The organism is Limosilactobacillus mucosae (assembly GCF_046939755.1).
GTDB classification, from domain to species: Bacteria; Bacillota; Bacilli; order Lactobacillales; family Lactobacillaceae; genus Limosilactobacillus; species Limosilactobacillus mucosae_A.
In genome coordinates, this window is record NZ_JBKZAY010000008.1 from 18679 (window position 1) to 36159 (window position 17481).

Here is a 17481-nt window from a genome sequence, read left to right on the forward strand (position 1 = left end):
GGAGGTAATCAAATGATTGAAAAAACTTGCCAGCAGCGCTATGTAGCATTGATCAACATGGTATTTGATCAAGAAAGTGACCTTGCCAATCATTTTTTAGAACTGTTTCCCACGCCAGCTGTTTTTCGTAATATGACGATGGAAGAACAGGATGCTTTTTTGGGGTACGATCGCCAACGTCTCAAACCGGTTTTGGCAGCAATTGAGCTGGGAAATCTGATTTTAACATGTCCGCATGATATCTTGGGTCACGCCTATTCCAGCAATGAGGTTGGCCAATTTTTGATGGATGAGATGGCTGGACAAACACAAGAGTCAGTTGAAGTGCTTTGTACGGACGTGCACAACGAGATCATAGCACGGCGCTGCTTGTTTAAAGGCGGTCAGGCAGAATGCATGCTCTATCCGGATCAAATTTTTCGCTACGTGTTGCATTGGAATTCATTTGGTCTGATCATGGTTCATAATCATCCTTCAGGTGATCCCGAACCATCCAGGCAGGATCTGAGCTTTATGCGACGGTTGGAACGGGGCTGTCAGCTGCTGGGACTGCATCTGTTGGACTGCCTTGTGATTGGTAGCCAGGACTATTACAGCTGGCGGGAAAGCCAAGAAGCGCATGCGACATTTAATGACCAAATTGCGAATTGAATTTTAAAATTCGGTTAAGGAAGCCTGAATGATGAATAGCAATGCTGTTTTTCTCTGGCGTTTGGTGTATAGTAATGTCTGTTAATTTAACGTTCGGCTATGGTATAATATCAACGCTATTGTATTATGAAAATGAACGACTACTTTTGTATACGAAGGGAAGAAACAGATTGCTAGGAATTGGAGCAAAAAATATTGGCATTGATCTTGGTACTGCCAATACTATTGTTTACATTGAAGGCAAAGGCATCGTTTTGCGTGAACCATCCGTAGTTGCCCGCAATAAAAAGAGCGGCGAGGTCATTGCGGTGGGCGAAGAAGCACGTGATATGATCGGACGCACGCCTGCAAGCATTGTAGCGATTCGTCCAATGAAAGATGGCGTGATTGCCGATTATGACACGACGGTTGCTATGATGAAGCACTATATGGAAAAGGCACTCGGCAAAAATGGCGGCAAGCCATATGTAATGGTCTGTGTACCTAGTGGCATTACGGAAGTTGAAAAGCGCGCCGTAATTGACGCGACGCGGGTTGCCGGCGCACGCGATGCCTATGTGATCGAAGAACCTTTTGCAGCTGCAATTGGTGCTGGTCTGCCGGTTATGGATCCAACTGGAAGCATGGTTGTTGATATTGGTGGCGGTACGACGGATGTTGCTACGATTTCGCTTGGCGGCATCGTTTCAAGTCGTTCGATTCGCATGGCTGGCGACAAGATGAATGATGCGATTGCACAGTTCGTTCGTCAAAACAAGAACCTGCTGATTGGTGAACGTACGGCGGAAAAGCTTAAGTGGGATATTGGTTCAGCTTCTGTTGAGGCAGCTAAGGAAATGGGAACGACCGAAGTCCGTGGCCGTGATCTGGTAACTGGTCTGCCACAGACTAAAGAAGTTTCAGCAGTTGATGTTTCTAACGCCTTGCAAGACGTTGTAGAAGCCATTATTGAGGCTATCAAGGGAACGCTGGAAGAAACCTCACCGGAAATTGCGGCTGACGTAATCGATCACGGGATCGTGCTGACTGGTGGCGGTGCCTTGCTTAAGCACTTGCCAGAAGTTATTGCGGACGCTACCAAGGTGCCAGTATTTATCGCCAATGATCCATTGGACTGTGTTGCTATCGGGACTGGTGAGTCACTGAAGAGCATTGACGTGATGAAAAAAAGCAAGTAGTCACGCAAACGAGTAAAGAGAATAACTGATACACAGTTAACAGGGCGGGGCTGGTCGCAAAACGATTTGTTTTGCCCAGCCCCGTTAAATGTATCTGGGTGCATTGGAGGATAAAAATGCAGAAGTTTTTTTCGAATCGCCGCTTGGTAATTACAGTGGTAATTCTGGTAGTCTGCTTTGGCTTGATGGGCGGCTCGATTGCGATGCGCAATCGTCGCTCAACTCCGCCGCTGATTCAGCAGTTTGGTAATGATATCGCCGGCTTTGCCGATGGCATCGTGGCATATCCGGTCAATGCCGTACAGGGAGTCGCTGATTCAGTTTCTGGATTGATGAATGCCTACACGGAAAATCGCGAGCTGAAGCAGAAAGTGTCTGAGCTGGCCCAGGTTAAGGTTCGTGACCAAACGCTGGCCCAGGAAAATAAGCAGTTAAAAGCGGAATTAAAGCTCAAAAATTCACTGACCGACTATTCAACCGTTAGCGCGGCCGTAATGTCCAGAACGCCTTCTTCATGGCAGCAGCAATTGGTGATTAACAAGGGGCAGACCAGTGGTATTAAAAAGAATATGCCGGTGCTTTCTGGCGGCGGCTTAATTGGTCGAGTGGCGGAAGTCAATAAGACCAACAGTAAAGTTGAGCTGCTCAGCGACACCAGCGAATCATCCAATCGTTTTTCAATTGTGATCAATGGTACCGATGGCAAGAGCGTCAATGGAATTATTACCGGTTATAATGCTACGACCAATGAACTGATTATGGGGCAGGTAACCTCAACGGCCAAGCTTAAAAAAGGTGCTAAGGTCGTAACCAACGGAATGGGTGGTATTACGCCAAAAGGACTCTATGTCGGCAAAGTCTCACGTATCGGCAAGGATGACTATGGACTGGCTAAGAAAGTCTACATCAAGCCGGCTACGAACTTTAACGAGATCAATATCGTTACGGTAGCGGAATTAAACGATTAGAGGCGGTGTGACATGTATAGATTATCCCGGTTGAGATATGTGTTTCCTTTGGGCCTGTTCGCTGCACTCTTTTTGGATGGTTCTTTAAGCAAGGTATTTGCAGGCTTTTTCTTTCATTATCCCTACGCAATGGTTAGTCAATTGGTCATTGTCTGGTTGGTTTGTTCGTATTTTTTTGAAGGCGATATTCAGATTCCATTGATTGGATTTTCGGTTGTGGCAGGGATTTTTTGTGATCTCTACTATTCAGGGATTTTGGGATTGTTTATGTTTCTTTACCCAATGGTCATTGGTCTGACTAAGGTATTGGCTAAGTTTGTAACACCAACATTTCCTATGATTGCTTTAATCTTTTTGATTGATCTGACGGTTTTTGAGCTTTTTAACTATTGGGCCTATGCGGCGGTTGGAATTGCCAAAGTTGGTTTAGGTAGCTTTTTATTGAATACGCTGCTGCCAACACTGCTTTTGAATCTGGTTTATTTGGTGTTTTTGTATTTTCCATTGCAAAAGCTGATTACATGGGCTGCCGATACCGAACGTCGTTAAATTTATGACGAGGCCTTGACAAGGTCGCAGGATGATAGTAAGATACTGACAATTATTAAAAAACGATAACAAAAACAAAGAACAGACTAGTAGCTGTTTAGTCGTCTGCTTAGCGAGTCGCGGTTGATGGGAAGCGACCAGAAGGCAACAGTGAATCACATCTGCGAGTTGGGCGATCGAATTTAGTAAGTCGCTCCGGGGAAGCCCGTTACAGCACAGAGTTTAAATTTGAACTCGCTAAGGCAGTTAAGCGTGAGCTGGCTGTAATGATGAGGTGGAACCGCGGCAACGCCCTCTGAGCCATTGTGCTCAGGGGCGTTTTTGCTTTTCTGGAAAATTTGAACTTAATGAGGCAATGGCTGCGAAGCCCTTGCAAATCCGAGGTGGGATCACGCTGCGGCGTCCTCGACAGTCTTCATGGCTGTTGAGGACGTTTTTTGTTATCGAAGCATTTGAGGGAGGTTACATCATGTCAATGCACTATATTATGGAGATTCTGCCATCGCTATTTCAAGGCGCTGGCATGACATTAAAGCTGTTTTTCTGGACGCTGCTTGGCTCACTGCCTTTAGGAATCTTGGTTAGTTTAGGACTGACTTCCAAGTTTCGTCCACTGCAATGGGTACTTGAGATCTATGTTTGGCTGATGCGAGGCACGCCATTGCTGTTGCAATTAATTTTTGTTTTTTATGGCTTGCCGATTGTTGGTATTGTGTTTCAGCGTTATGATGCAGCGCTGTTTGCTTTTATTCTTAACTATGGTGCCTACTTTGCCGAAATTTTTCGGGGTGGCTTTCAGTCAATCGATCAAGGCCAATATGAGGCAGCACGAGTTCTGCGTTTGAGCTATGGTCAGACGCTGCGTAAGATCGTGATTCCACAGGTCGTCAAGATTGTAATTCCATCAATTGGGAATGAAGTTATCAATCTGGTTAAGGACTCATCGCTGGTATACGTAATTGGCCTGGGCGATCTGTTGCGGGCTGGCAATGTTGCTACGGCACGGGACGTAACTTTGGTGCCATTGCTTTTGGTTGGCTTGATCTACTTAATCTTGATTGGGATCTGCACGTTTATCCTGAACAAGGTTGAAAAGCGCTACTCATACTTTAAGTAAAAGGAGGCCATGAAGATGCTGGAAGTACAAGAACTAAAAAAGAGTTTTGGTGGTCGTCAGATTTTGGATGGCGTCAACTTAACGGTTAAAGACGGTGAGATTTTATGCATCGTTGGTCCGTCTGGAGCTGGTAAAACGACACTCTTGCGTTGCATTACAGGATTGGAAACGGCTGATAGCGGTAAGTTTTTAATTGATGGCCGTCCTTTTGATCCACAAGGGACTGAACGCTCCGACAGCGTGATTGGGGTTGTTTTCCAAGATTTTAACCTTTTCCCTAATCTAACGGTTCTTGAAAATGTTACCTTGGCACCAATGCTGGTTTTAAAAAGAGCCAAAACCGAGGCTCATCAAGAAGCTGAAAAGCTGTTAAAGGAGTTGGGGCTGGATGGCAAAGGCGATTTGTATCCATATCAGCTTTCTGGTGGTCAAAAACAGCGTGTGGCAATTGCGCGGGCACTGGCGATGAAACCTAAGATTCTTTGTTATGATGAACCAACCTCAGCACTTGACCCTAATTTGCGTGATGAAGTTGCCAAGCTGATTATGGGACTGAAAAAAGATGGCATGACGCAGCTGGTAGTTACGCACGATATGGATTTTGCTCAAAAAGTTGCTGACGATATTCTGCAGGTTAAGGCTTTGGATCAACAGTAATAACGGGGGGCCAGAAAATTGAAGAAGTTCAAATATTGGCTGCTTTTGCTGCTAGCCTTACCAGTCATGCTGCTGAGCGGCTGTCAAAACGTTACCCAGCGTGCCGATACGCAAGACACCTGGCAGCAGATTCAGCGGCGCGGTAAAGTTGTCATTGGCCTTGATGACAGTTTTGTGCCAATGGGTTTTAGGGAAAAGAACGGCAAGCTAGTTGGCTATGACATTGACCTAGCTAAAGCAGTCTTTAAACAGTATGGTATTAAAGTTGATTTTCAAACGATTGATTGGTCAATGAAAGAAACCGAATTAAAAAATGGTACTATTGATTTGTTATGGAACGGATATTCAGTAACTTCGCAACGAGCTAAAAAAGTTGCCTTCAGTCGTGTTTACCTGCTTAACAAACAAGTGCTGGTTACCAAGAAAAAAGATCACATCAATAATTTCAACGATATGGCGGGGAAGAGTCTAGGCGTTCAAAATGGCTCAACGGGAGCAATGGCTTTAGACGAGTATCCTAAACTGTTAAAAAATAAGATCAAAAATCACAAGGCCGTGCTCTATGATACTTTCCCTGATGCGTTTATCGATTTGAACGCGGGGCGAATTCAGGGCATTTTAATGGATGAGGTCTATGCGGACTATTACATCAAGCACCAAAAAGACAGCTCGGCCTATCGAGTCTACTCAGATCCGCAGATGCCGCAAGACTATTTTGCCGTCGGGATGCGTAAGGGTGACAAGACTCTGCAAAAGAAGATTAACGACGGATTGGCTAGACTTCAGAAAAATGGTGAGCTCCGGCGAATCAATAAGAAGTGGTTTGGCGTCAGCAGCAATTATCTGGGGCCGGTAAAAAAATAAAATCAATTAACTAACGAGGGCGCGGCTTGACGGGCCCTCGTTTGTAATTTGTGGGCGAATCAAGTAATATGGAATATTGTATCTATCAGTAAGAATGAACTATGGCAATAAAAATCATTAATTAATTTTGGAAATGAGGGTAATATGGTGGATTTTAATCTGCAGCCGGGCGTTAGATTACATGTTGAGCCAACGTCGCGGTTTCATGTTAATCGAATTCTAATCAACTTTGCAACGCCACAGACGGCAGATAATTCAGCATCGCGCAATCTGTTGGCCAATCTTTTAGAAACCAGTACGGCAGCATATCCAACGCAGACAGCATTTGCTAAGGCCTTGAATCATCTATATGGTGCCGATGCCAGTGCCAGCGTCAGTCGGATCGGCTATGCACATACGCTGCGGGTACGCGCTGAGGCAGTTGATGATCGTTTTGCTCAGCCAGGTATTTTTGCCAGTCTGGTGGATATTTTGTATCAGATGATCTTTCGGCCTTTAATAACGAATGGTTCCTTTGATGTAGCAACTTTTAAGACCCAGCGGCAAAACGTTGCCAATGAGCTGGCTTCCATTAAGGAAAACAAGCAATACTACGCTGCTTGGCAATTAGACCGCCTTTATTATGATCAAAGCTCTTTGATGCGGATTCCCAGCTATGGTCGATTAGAAGATTTGGACAAGATAACGCCGGCATCTTTGGTTGAGACTTATTATGCCATGTTGACTCATGATCAGATCGACATTTTTGTCTATGGTAATGTGGATCCACAGACCGTGCTTGATCTTTTCAGACAGTGGCCGTTGTCACCGCGTCAGTCGCCACTGCCTAAAGATATCTACTATCGTCAACCATTTCATCATCGCGTTCGAGAGCTGAGTGAACGCCAAGATGTTAATCAGGCCAAGCTGAATCTGGCTTATCATTTTCCGGTTTTCTATCGTGATGAAAACTACTATGCTGCGTTAGTGATGAATGGAATCTTAGGTGGCACGCCATATTCCAAGTTGTTTGCCAACGTGCGGGAAAAAGCCAGCCTGGCCTATTATGCATCCAGTCAGCTGCGTTTATTCAGCAGTCATCTGGCAATTCAGACGGGGATCGATGCTAAAAACTATCACCAGACGAGACAATTGATTGAGGCTCAGGTCAAAGCGGTTCAGCAGGGTGATTTTAGTGAAACGGTCATGCAGGAAGTCAAGGATGCCTTGATCAACCAATATCAGACCGGGCTGGATGCTCCTGGCGGCATTGTTGAACATTGGCTGGTTGACTGTATGAGCAATCGACGGCCAGCGGAAAACGTCATTGAATCACTGCAGCAAGTGACCAAAGAGCAGGTTGCCGATTTGGCTAAAAAGCTTCAGCTGCAGGCAGTCTATTTTTTGGATGGTGAAGAATAATGCAGCAATTCAAATATTCAGAATTCAATCAAAACGTGTATCAAAAACAGCTGGACAATGGCCTTTTGGTAACGATGCTGCCAATGGAAGGCTTTCATAAGACCTATGCTGTTTTGTCGACTGAATTTGGCTCGATTGATAATGTATTCGTGCCTTATCAAAAAGATGAGCTGCTGACGGTTCCTGATGGCGTGGCCCATTTCTTAGAGCATAAGATGTTTGAAAAGGCCGATCATGACGCGTTTGACTTGTTTGGTAAGCTGGGGGCCGATGCCAATGCTTTTACCAGTTTTACGCAGACGCGCTACCTGTTTTCAACGACTTCTCATCTCCACGAAAACCTGGATGTATTGCTGGATTTTGTCCAGGATCCATATTTTACTGAACAAACCGTCGATAAAGAAAAGGGAATCATTGGTCAAGAAATCACCATGTATAATGATGATCCCAGCTGGCGCTTATATCTTGGGATGTTGGGCAACTTGTATCCAAACGATCCAATGCATATTGACATTGCCGGTACCCAGGAATCGATTCAAAAGATTACGGCACCGATTCTTTATGATGCCTATCGCACTTTTTATCAACCAGCCAATATGAATCTGTTTATTGCTGGACGACTTGATGTTGAGCAGGTTTTAGAGTGGGTTGAGCAAAATCAGGCTGCCAAGCATTTTGATGAGCCCAAGCTGCCTAAGCGAACCGCGGTAATCAGCGATTCAACCGCCAGCGACGTCATTCCGTTTCGCACATTGACAATGGCAGTTGAGCGGCCTAAGGTAATGGTCGGATTGCGCGGCATTCAAAGCTTTAAAGATGGTAGAGAACGGCTGCTTTATAAGTGGCGGATCAATCTTTTGCTGGCAATGCTGTTTGATGAGACGTCGGCCAACTTTTTGCGTTTGTATGATGCTGGGGTTATAGACGATTCTTTTAATTATAATTTTGAGATTCAACGCGGTTTTCATTTGGCGACCTTCAGTACGGATACTGTTCAAATGGAGCAGTTTGCCGATGCCATGATTCAGATTCTAAAAGAGGCACCTGAACAGCTGGCAGCAGTTAAAAATCAGTTTGAAGACGTGAAGCATGCGATGCTGGGCCGCTTGATCAACCAGCTGGACTCGCCGGAAAATATCGCAATGCTGTACGGCGGCTGCTATTTTGATCATGCAACGCTGCTGGATGAAATTGAGATTTTGCGCGGTATTGATTATGATGAGCTGGCAATTGTCATTGATCAATTCATCAAACCAGAGCGGCTCTCGGTCTATCAGATCGTACCACCAACGAAATAAGTGTTTCTTAAAATTTGTCGTCGCGATAGTATGCTATACTATCTTAGGTTATGGACTAATTTAAAATTTAAAAGAATGAGGATTAGGTATGAGTGAAAACGAAGAAAAACGACCAGAAGTTGGTAAAAAGCTTCACGATGCTCGGGTAGCCAAGGGATATACCCTAGACGACCTGCAGCAGGCGACCAAGATTCAAAAACGCTACTTGATTGCCATCGAAGACGAAAAGTTTGATGAACTGCCTGGTGATTTCTATGTACGGGCATTCGTCAAGCAGTATGCTGATACGGTTGGTCTGGACGGCAAGGATCTGTTAAAAGAATACGATGACGATCTGCCGAAAGCCAAGACTGATGAATATTCAGAACATATTGCTCAAGCAGTTGAGACGCGGGCAACTTCCAAACGCAAGCTTACTAAGGTTAACGATGCCAGAAAGTATCTGCCAACGGTGATTGCGATTGTTATCGTCGTTATTGTTCTGGCGGCAATTTGGCTGACTGCAATCGTTAGAGGTCATCGTGATTCTTCGACCAAGATTGACAACAGTTCGGTTAAGGTTTCAGGTGAATCAAGCAAGAAGTCTTCCAGCTCAAGCAAAAAGAAGTCGTCATCCAGTTCAAAGAAGACGTCCAGCAACATCAAACTGACGGCTTCAACGCGGACCAGCAGTGCGGTTACGTTTACCGGTGATGCCTTAACCAAAGACACGACCTTGACGATCAAGACTTCTGGACAAGCCTGGAATGCTGTAACGGTTGATAACTCACAGCGTTTAAGCAAGACAATGAGTGCCAACCAAACAGAAAAAATCAATATTGCCAAGAATGCGCAAACGATCGTCTTAACGCTTGGCAATGCCAGTGCTACTACAGTCAAACTTGGCAACACCACCGTTGATTTGACGCAGAACAAGGCTTATCCAAACACGCGGACGGTAACGATTAAACTCGGCAACACCACGCAATCGTCATCGGTTTCATCAGCCTCTTCTTCATCAGTTGCGACGAATAGTGCGTCACAAAGTACTTCTTCAACGACTGGTTCAAGTACGACGACTGGAGTTTCATCGTCAACACCGACGACAGCAGCTAGTACGCGTTAACTTATTTGAATAGGGGGAAGTTTCGTTGAATTTACCAAATAAACTAACCATCGTAAGGCTGATTATTATTCCGTTTTTCTTGATTCTAATGGTTGTGCCATTTGGCTGGGGCAATGTGACGTTTTGGGGTGCCACGATGCCTGTTGCCGAGCTGATTGCTGCGATCTTGTTTATTGCGGCAACGATTACGGATAATCTGGATGGACGGATTGCTCGTCGTGATCATTTGGTAACCAATTTTGGTAAGTTTGCTGATCCATTAGCAGACAAGCTGTTGGTAATGACGGCCTTTATCGTGCTGACTGGTCAAGGCGTCGTACCTTCTTGGGTAACTGCCATTATTATTTGGCGTGAGCTTTCGGTAACTGGGCTGCGATTGTTACTGGTAGAGCAAAATGGGACAGTGCTGGCGGCTAAGATGCCGGGTAAGATTAAGACAACGACACAGTTTATTGCGATTATCTTCTTGTTGCTGCATAACGTGATCTTTGCCATCTGGAATATTCCATTTGGCCAGATTATGCTGTATATCTGCCTGTTCTTTACGGTCTACTCAGGAATCGATTACTTCGTTAAGGGACGCGGCGTTTTCGCGGATGGTTTTAAATAGGATTGCTTAAACAAAGCAGGTTTTCAGAGTCACTGGACTTTAAAACTTGCTTTTTTTTAATGCCAAAGCCGATAATCGGCATATATTAAATTGAGGGGGTTGCTTATGGAAGCAGAAATTATCTCAATTGGAACTGAAATCATATTGGGACAAATCGTCAATACCAATGCACGTTTTTTAGCTGATCAGTTGCGTCAGCTGGATATTGATGCACATTGGCAGACGACGACGGATGATGATCCCAAGCACATTCAAGCAGCGATTAAACTGGCACAAAAACGCGCGCAGCTGATTTTTATCTGCGGCGGTTTAGGGCCAACGCCTGATGATCAAACGATGGCCAGTACGGCAGCTGCAATCGGGGTTGAATTAGCCTTAGATAATGAGCAGTGGCAAAAGATTCAGGCTGATTTTATAGCCAGAAAGACTAAAATGATGCCGGAAAATATTAAAATGGCATATTATCTAAAAGGCGGTCAGGTGCTGTCCAATCCTACTGGGATGGCGATCGGTGCTTATTTAAATCACCAAGAACATACCTATGTCGTTTTGCCAGGGCCACCGCGTGAATTCAAGCCAATGGTAATTCAGAGCCTATTACCGCTTTTAAGACAGCAGTTTAGCAATGGCAAAGCTATTTATAGTCATAATCTGCATTTTTTAGGATTGCCAGAATCGCAGTTGATGGATGAGATTGAGCAGTCGTTGAATAATGCTGGCTTAGATGATGTTTTGGCGACCTCCTACGTTCAGCCTGGCGAGATTCAAGTACGGTTGACGATTCGTGACGTAACACGGGCTCAGGCCATTCAAAGGCTGGATGAGGCAAAACGAGCTGTCGTTAAGCATGTAGGGCAATACTGTTTTGGAATTGGCGAGGATATTACGCTGGCTGGCCAGGTTGTTAAGCTGCTGCAGGAACGTCATTGGACGATTACTGGTGCTGAAAGTCTGACGGGTGGTATGTTTCAAAGTATGATCTGTAGCGTTCCAGGAGCGTCCAAAGTTTTCAATGGTGGCTTTGTAACATATGCAGCTCAGGCTAAGGTTCAGCTGCTGGATGTGCCCCAAGCCGTGGTTGATCGATATGGCGTCGTCAGTGCGCAGACGGCCAGGGCAATGGCTGAAGGATGTCAAAAGAAGATGGGAGCCGAGGTTGGCATTTCATTTACTGGTGTAGCGGGTCCGGATGATTTGGAAGGACAGCCGGCAGGGACGGTTTGGATTGGAATTGCAATCAAAGATCAGCCAACGCAGACCAAACAATTGCATCTTTCACGAAAGATGGCAACGCGGCAATGGATTCGACAGCGCAGCGTTCAAATGGGACTTTTGTTTACTTATTGGGCACTACAAAATAAAACGAACTAACGTTCACTTTTTGCTTGTCTTTTACCCTCAATTACTGATAAGATAGTTACAGACAACTTCGGACATTAAGGAGGAAAAATTTTGGCTGATCAACGACAGGCAGCGCTGGAAAATGCACTGCGTAAAATCGAAAAAAACTTCGGCAAAGGCTCCATTATGCGAATGGGCGATGCCGCCGATACCAAAATTGCAACGGTTTCCAGTGGTTCACTGGCGATTGATGAAGCACTAGGGGTAGGCGGATATCCGCGTGGGCGAATTATTGAAATGTATGGTCCAGAAAGTTCCGGTAAGACGACAGTAGCATTGCATGCAGTTGCTGAAGTGCAAAAACGTGGTGGAACGGCAGCTTACATTGATGCTGAAAATGCATTGGATCCTCAATATGCACAAGCTTTAGGCGTTAACGTCAAGGATCTGTTGCTTTCACAGCCAGATACTGGTGAAGAAGGTCTGGAAATTGCGGATGCTTTGATTGCCAGCGGCGCAGTTGACATCGTCATTGTGGATTCGGTTGCGGCCCTGGTTCCTCGTGCTGAAATTGAAGGTGAAATGGGTGACACGCATGTTGGTCTGCAAGCCCGTTTAATGTCGCAGGCACTGCGTAAACTGTCCGGCGAGATCAACAAAACCAAGACGATTGCCATCTTTATCAACCAGATTCGTGAAAAAGTCGGGGTAATGTTTGGCAATCCAGAAACAACGCCTGGTGGTCGGGCACTGAAGTTCTATTCCACAATCCGGATGGAAATCCGACGTGGCGAACAGTTAAAAGACGGAACTGAGGTTATTGGTAATCGAGCCAAGATTAAGGTCGTAAAAAATAAGGTTGCACCGCCATTCAGAAAAGCTGAAGTCGACATCATGTATGGTCAAGGAATCTCGAAGACTGGTGAAGTCTTGGATATGGCCGTTGAAAAAGATCTGGTTAAAAAGAGTGGTGCTTGGTATGCATATGGCAGTGAACGAATTGGTCAAGGTCGTGAAAATGCCAAAAAATGGTTGGAAGAGCACCAAGAAGCAATGGCTGAACTGACCAACAAGGTACGAGTAGCTTATGGCATGGAACCAGATGCTTCATTAACCGAAAATACCGGGGACGAAAAAACCGCTGATAAGAAAAAGAAACCACAGCAGGAAAGTCTGGATGTGGCAACCGAAAATAACGATAAATAGCCAGTAAGACTCAAATCCGTTTAGCCGGATTTGGGTTTTATTACTTAATAAAGAAATCTTGAAAGCTATGTTAAGATTTGTTTAACATGAATTGTTGACACTATTAATAAGCACGATTAAAATTAATTTGTGTGCAAATTTTCGTTTGTTCACTATTAATTAATTGTTAATTCAACCAACAACATAAAATAGTTGATGCGGAGGTGAAACGATGAGTGCTTTCGGCTTGTTTATCGCCGCGCTCGCTATGGTTGTCGGTATTATTGTCGGCTATGTAATTCGAAAATTCTCTTATGAGAAACAGATTGCACAGGCGCACAATAGCGCCGAGGGGATTATCGCTGCTGCGAAAAAAGATGCTGCGACGGCTAAAAAAGAGGCCATTTTGGAGGCCAAAGAAGAAAGTCACAGATATCGGGAAAGTGTGGAACAGGAGCTCAAAAAGCGTCGCGATGAGGTTCAGCGTCAAGAAGACCGGATGCTGCAGCGTGAAACCACACTTGATCGCAAGGATAACGCCCTTGAAAAAAGAGAAAATGCAGTCAGTTCCCGCGAACATAAATTGGATCAACGGAACGAGCAGATTCAAAAAAGTCAACAACAAGTAACGCAATTGATTGAACAGCGTCAGGCTGAACTGGAAAAAGTAGCTCAGATGTCGCATGAAGATGCCAAAGAACTGTTGTTAAAACAGCTCCAGAATGAATTGAAGACGGAACGCGAGGTTATGATCCGCGAAAGTGAGCAGACTGCTGAACTGGCAGCTGACAGAAAGGCTAAACAGCTGATTGTTGAAGCAATTCAACGCAGCGCGGCCGATACGGTTTCAGAAGCGACCGTTTCCGTTGTCGCCCTGCCCAATGACGATATGAAAGGTCGAATTATTGGGCGTGAGGGACGCAACATTCGAACTTTGGAAACTTTAACCGGAATTGATCTGATTATCGACGACACGCCACAAGCGGTCGTTTTGAGTGGTTTTGATCCGGTGCGGCGTGAAATTGCTAAAATGGCTTTGGAACGCTTAATCCAAGATGGTCGAATTCATCCTGCCAAGATCGAAGAAGCAGTTGAAAAAGCTCGCCGAGATATGGATACTCAGCTGCGTGAGACTGGTGAACAGACCGTATTTGATTTGGGACTGCACGCGATGCATCCCGATCTGATCAAAACGATTGGCCGGATGAAATATCGGACCAGCTATGGCCAAAATGTTTTGGACCATTCAATTGAGGTTGCCAAGCTGGCAGGCATTATGGCTGCTGAGCTTGGCGAAGACGTTACCCTAGCGAAACGCGCTGGTTTATTACATGATATCGGCAAAGCCGTCGATCATGAGGTTGATGGCTCACATGTCGAATTGGGGGTTGAGCTGACTCGCAAGTACAAAGAAAATCCAGTTGTGATTAATACGATCGCATCTCATCATGGTGATGTGCCGGCTGAATCAATCATTGCCGTATTGGTTCAGGCTGCTGATGCAGTTTCAGGTGCGCGTCCAGGTGCTAGAAGCGAGTCGCTTGAACAATATATTCAACGGCTTAAAAAACTAGAAGAGATTGCCAACCGTAATCCAGGTGTTGATCACAGCTATGCTATTCAAGCTGGGCGGGAAGTTCGCGTCATTGTCAAGCCAGACAAGATTACGGACTTGCAGGCCACTGCTTTGGCACATGATATTAAGCGAGAAATCGAAGGGCAGCTCGAATATCCTGGCCATATCAAGGTTACGGTTATTCGCGAAGTACGCGCCGTTGATTATGCTAAATAGTAAAAATAGGGATTGGAGAAGCGGTTCTTCAGTCCCTGTTTTGCGTTTTTGATTCAAAGTCATGTAAAATAAAGAAATTAATAAAAATGGAGCAGGTGAAATTTTTTGGCTAAAAAGCTTACGCCAATGATGGCACAATATCAACAAGTTAAAGACCAATATCCAGATGCTTTTTTGTTCTATCGATTGGGCGATTTTTATGAGCTGTTTAATGACGATGCCGTCAAAGGTGCCCAGATTCTTGAATTGACGCTGACGACGCGCAACCATAGTGCTGCCAACCCAATTCCAATGTGCGGTGTTCCACATAAGGCGGTTGATGGTTATGTCGACATTCTGATTGATAAGGGATACAAGGTTGCTATCTGCGAACAGATGGAAGATCCGAAAAAAGCCAAGGGAATGGTTAAACGTGCCGTTACGCGCCTGATTACCCCAGGAACACAGATGGACCAAAGCGGGGATGCTGCTCGCAATAACAACTATTTGGCCGCTTTGAATCAGCAAGGGCAGACTTTCGAGCTGGCCTATGCTGACCTGGCAACCGGTGAATTAAAAACTACCACTCTGAAAGGAAAAAGCGCGGCATTAAATGAATTGATCAACCTGCAGACTAAAGAAATCGTTGCTGATGACTCGCTGTCTGCTGAAGTAAAACAGCAGCTGACGAAACGCAACATTTTACTGTCCAAACAGTCTGAAATTTTAAAAAATGCCGAAGTCAGCTACCTGACACAAGACCTTGAACGACCTGGCGAAAAACAGGTGGTGGCGCGGCTTGTATCATACTTGCTGACGACGCAGAAACGCTCGCTTGACCATCTGCAAAAGGCGATCTCTTATCAGCCAAGCTCCTATATGAAAATTGATCATTATTCCAAGACCAATCTGGAATTAACGACCAATATGCGTAGCGGCAAACGTCAAGGAACGTTGGTATGGCTTTTGGATGAAACGAAAACGGCAATGGGCAGTCGGCTGCTAAAGCGCTGGTTGGATCGTCCTTTGATTGATACTGAACAGATTGCCCAGCGTCAGGATAAAGTTCAGGTGCTGCTGGACAATTATTTTGAAAGAAGCAATCTGCAACAGGAACTAACTCAAGTATACGATCTGGAGCGTCTGGCCGGTCGAGTTGCGTATGGCAGCGTAAACGGTCGCGATCTGATTCAGCTAAAGACGTCACTTCTGCAGGTACCAAAAATCAAGTATATTTTAGAAACGCTTGACGCACCGGTTTTTGATGATCTGGCAGCCAAACTGGATCCTTTGTCCGATATCGCAGACCTGATTGAACGCTCGATTGCCGAAGAACCGCCAATCTCGGTTACTGACGGCGGCGTGATCAAGACAGGATACAACGACCAGCTTGATCAGTATCGTGATGCGATGAATAATGGCAAGCAGTGGATTGCACAGCTGCAGGCCAAGGAACGAGAAGCAACCGGCATCAACAACCTTAAGATTGGCTATAATCATGTTTTTGGCTACTATATTGAAGTTACCAAGGCCAATCTAAGCAAGTTGCCGACCGATCGCTATGAACGCAAGCAGACACTGACGAATGCTGAGCGTTTCAGCACGCCAGAACTAAAAGCCAAGGAAGCCTTGATTTTAGGCGCGCAGGAAAAATCAACTGCTTTAGAATACGACCTGTTTGTAGGCGTACGTGAAACCGTCAAGCAGGCAATCGATCGGCTGCAGGCACTGGCTAAAGCATTATCGGAGCTGGATGTCTTGCAGAGTTTTGCAGTGGTCAGCGAAGATTATCATTTTGTACGGCCAAAAATGAACCAAGAGCACCGTCTAGAAATCAAAAACGGCCGGCATCCGGTGGTTGAAAAGGTAATGGGCTATCAGAAGTACGTCCCAAATGACGTTTTGATGGATCCACAGACATCGATTCTATTAATCACAGGCCCTAACATGTCAGGTAAAAGTACCTACATGCGACAACTGGCTCTAACAGCAGTTATGGCGCAGATGGGCTGTTTTGTACCGGCAGATCAAGCGAACCTGCCGATATTTGATCAGATTTTTACGCGAATTGGTGCTGCTGATGACTTGATTGCTGGCGAAAGTACGTTTATGGTCGAGATGATGGAAGCTAATAATGCGCTGCAGCATGCTACGGGCAACAGCCTGATCTTATTTGATGAGATTGGACGAGGCACGGCAACCTATGATGGCATGGCGCTGGCGCAGGCAATTATTGAGTACGTTCATGATCATGTCGGAGCCAAGACGCTGTTTTCCACGCACTATCATGAGCTGACTGCCTTGGAACGTGATCTTAAGCACCTGCATAACGTTCATGTCGGAGCAACTGAAGAAAACGGCGAGCTCGTCTTTTTGCATAAAATTGAGGATGGTCCGGCTGATAAGTCGTATGGGATTCATGTTGCCAAACTAGCAGGGATGCCGGCAGATCTGTTGAAACGGGCTGCTCAGATTCTCAGTCAGCTCGAAAGTCAAGATGAGATCAAATTAACCGCGCCAACTGAAAAAAAGGCTGCATCAACTGTTCCATCGTCAGTTGCGGCACCAAATGCTGATGAGTCAGCTCCACTTGCCGCTGAGCCAGATGGACAGCTGGAACTGTTTACCCCAGCACCAAAAGCTGTTAAATCCGTATCAGGCCCAGAAGCAAAAGTGATCAGACAGCTTAAGAATCTAAATTTAATGGGAATGACGCCAATGGAAATCATGAACCAGGTCTACGAATGGCAGACAAAACTGGCAAAACAAAAGTGAGCTGAGCATTC

General features: G+C 45.4%; 15 protein-coding genes and 1 other annotated feature. All 15 genes read left to right on the forward strand.

The genetic code is table 11. From position 1 onward, the window contains the following. Window positions 1-12 precede the first annotated feature (12 nt). A complete protein-coding gene (locus ACLUWI_RS04215; RefSeq protein WP_412146276.1) occupies window positions 13-651 on the forward strand; it encodes a JAB domain-containing protein in 639 nt (212 codons plus the stop codon). A 170-nt stretch (window positions 652-821) separates the two neighbouring features. Then, window positions 822-1829: a rod shape-determining protein gene (locus ACLUWI_RS04220; RefSeq protein WP_412146277.1), complete on the forward strand. Its 1008-nt coding sequence runs from the start codon at window positions 822-824 to the stop codon at window positions 1827-1829. Window positions 1830-1945: 116 nt separating this feature from the next. Further along, window positions 1946-2797 (forward strand): rod shape-determining protein MreC, encoded by an 852-nt coding sequence (gene mreC, locus ACLUWI_RS04225; RefSeq protein ID WP_412146278.1) that lies wholly within the window; start codon window positions 1946-1948, stop codon window positions 2795-2797. Window positions 2798-2809: 12 nt separating this feature from the next. After that, a complete protein-coding gene (gene mreD, locus ACLUWI_RS04230; protein ID WP_412146279.1) occupies window positions 2810-3346 on the forward strand; it encodes a rod shape-determining protein MreD in 537 nt (178 codons plus the stop codon). A 68-nt stretch (window positions 3347-3414) separates the two neighbouring features. Further along, window positions 3415-3645 (forward strand) — a binding site (T-box leader). 170 nt (window positions 3646-3815) lie between these two features. Continuing rightward, window positions 3816-4463: an amino acid ABC transporter permease gene (locus ACLUWI_RS04235; RefSeq protein ID WP_412146280.1), complete on the forward strand. Its 648-nt coding sequence runs from the start codon at window positions 3816-3818 to the stop codon at window positions 4461-4463. 15 nt (window positions 4464-4478) lie between these two features. Beyond that, on the forward strand, window positions 4479-5120 hold the full coding sequence (locus tag ACLUWI_RS04240) for an amino acid ABC transporter ATP-binding protein (RefSeq protein ID WP_412146281.1): 642 nt from the start codon (window positions 4479-4481) through the stop codon (window positions 5118-5120). Window positions 5121-5138: 18 nt separating this feature from the next. Beyond that, complete coding sequence (locus tag ACLUWI_RS04245) at window positions 5139-5984, forward strand: amino acid ABC transporter substrate-binding protein (RefSeq protein ID WP_412146282.1); 846 nt, start codon at window positions 5139-5141, stop codon at window positions 5982-5984. 144 nt (window positions 5985-6128) lie between these two features. Beyond that, window positions 6129-7385 (forward strand): EF-P 5-aminopentanol modification-associated protein YfmF, encoded by a 1257-nt coding sequence (yfmF, locus tag ACLUWI_RS04250; protein WP_412146283.1) that lies wholly within the window; start codon window positions 6129-6131, stop codon window positions 7383-7385. Then, entirely contained in the window at window positions 7385-8683 is a 1299-nt protein-coding gene (gene yfmH / locus ACLUWI_RS04255) for an EF-P 5-aminopentanol modification-associated protein YfmH (protein WP_412146284.1), read from the forward strand. The genes yfmF and yfmH overlap by 1 nt, the downstream gene beginning before the upstream one ends. 88 nt (window positions 8684-8771) lie before the next feature. Then, window positions 8772-9788, forward strand: a complete 1017-nt coding sequence (locus tag ACLUWI_RS04260) for a RodZ domain-containing protein (RefSeq protein WP_412146285.1) — start codon at window positions 8772-8774, stop codon at window positions 9786-9788. Window positions 9789-9813: 25 nt separating this feature from the next. Beyond that, window positions 9814-10398 (forward strand): CDP-diacylglycerol--glycerol-3-phosphate 3-phosphatidyltransferase, encoded by a 585-nt coding sequence (gene pgsA, locus ACLUWI_RS04265; RefSeq protein WP_412146286.1) that lies wholly within the window; start codon window positions 9814-9816, stop codon window positions 10396-10398. A gap of 105 nt (window positions 10399-10503) precedes the next feature. Then, window positions 10504-11769 (forward strand): competence/damage-inducible protein A, encoded by a 1266-nt coding sequence (locus ACLUWI_RS04270; protein WP_412146287.1) that lies wholly within the window; start codon window positions 10504-10506, stop codon window positions 11767-11769. A gap of 81 nt (window positions 11770-11850) precedes the next feature. After that, a complete protein-coding gene (gene recA, locus ACLUWI_RS04275) occupies window positions 11851-12945 on the forward strand; it encodes a recombinase RecA (RefSeq protein WP_412146288.1) in 1095 nt (364 codons plus the stop codon). A gap of 211 nt (window positions 12946-13156) precedes the next feature. Beyond that, on the forward strand, window positions 13157-14716 hold the full coding sequence (gene rny / locus ACLUWI_RS04280; RefSeq protein WP_412146289.1) for a ribonuclease Y: 1560 nt from the start codon (window positions 13157-13159) through the stop codon (window positions 14714-14716). A gap of 105 nt (window positions 14717-14821) precedes the next feature. Next, the gene (gene mutS / locus ACLUWI_RS04285) at window positions 14822-17470 is read left to right on the forward strand and encodes a DNA mismatch repair protein MutS (protein WP_412146290.1); all 2649 of its coding nucleotides are present in this window, start codon (window positions 14822-14824) and stop codon (window positions 17468-17470) included. Window positions 17471-17481: the final 11 nt, after the last annotated feature.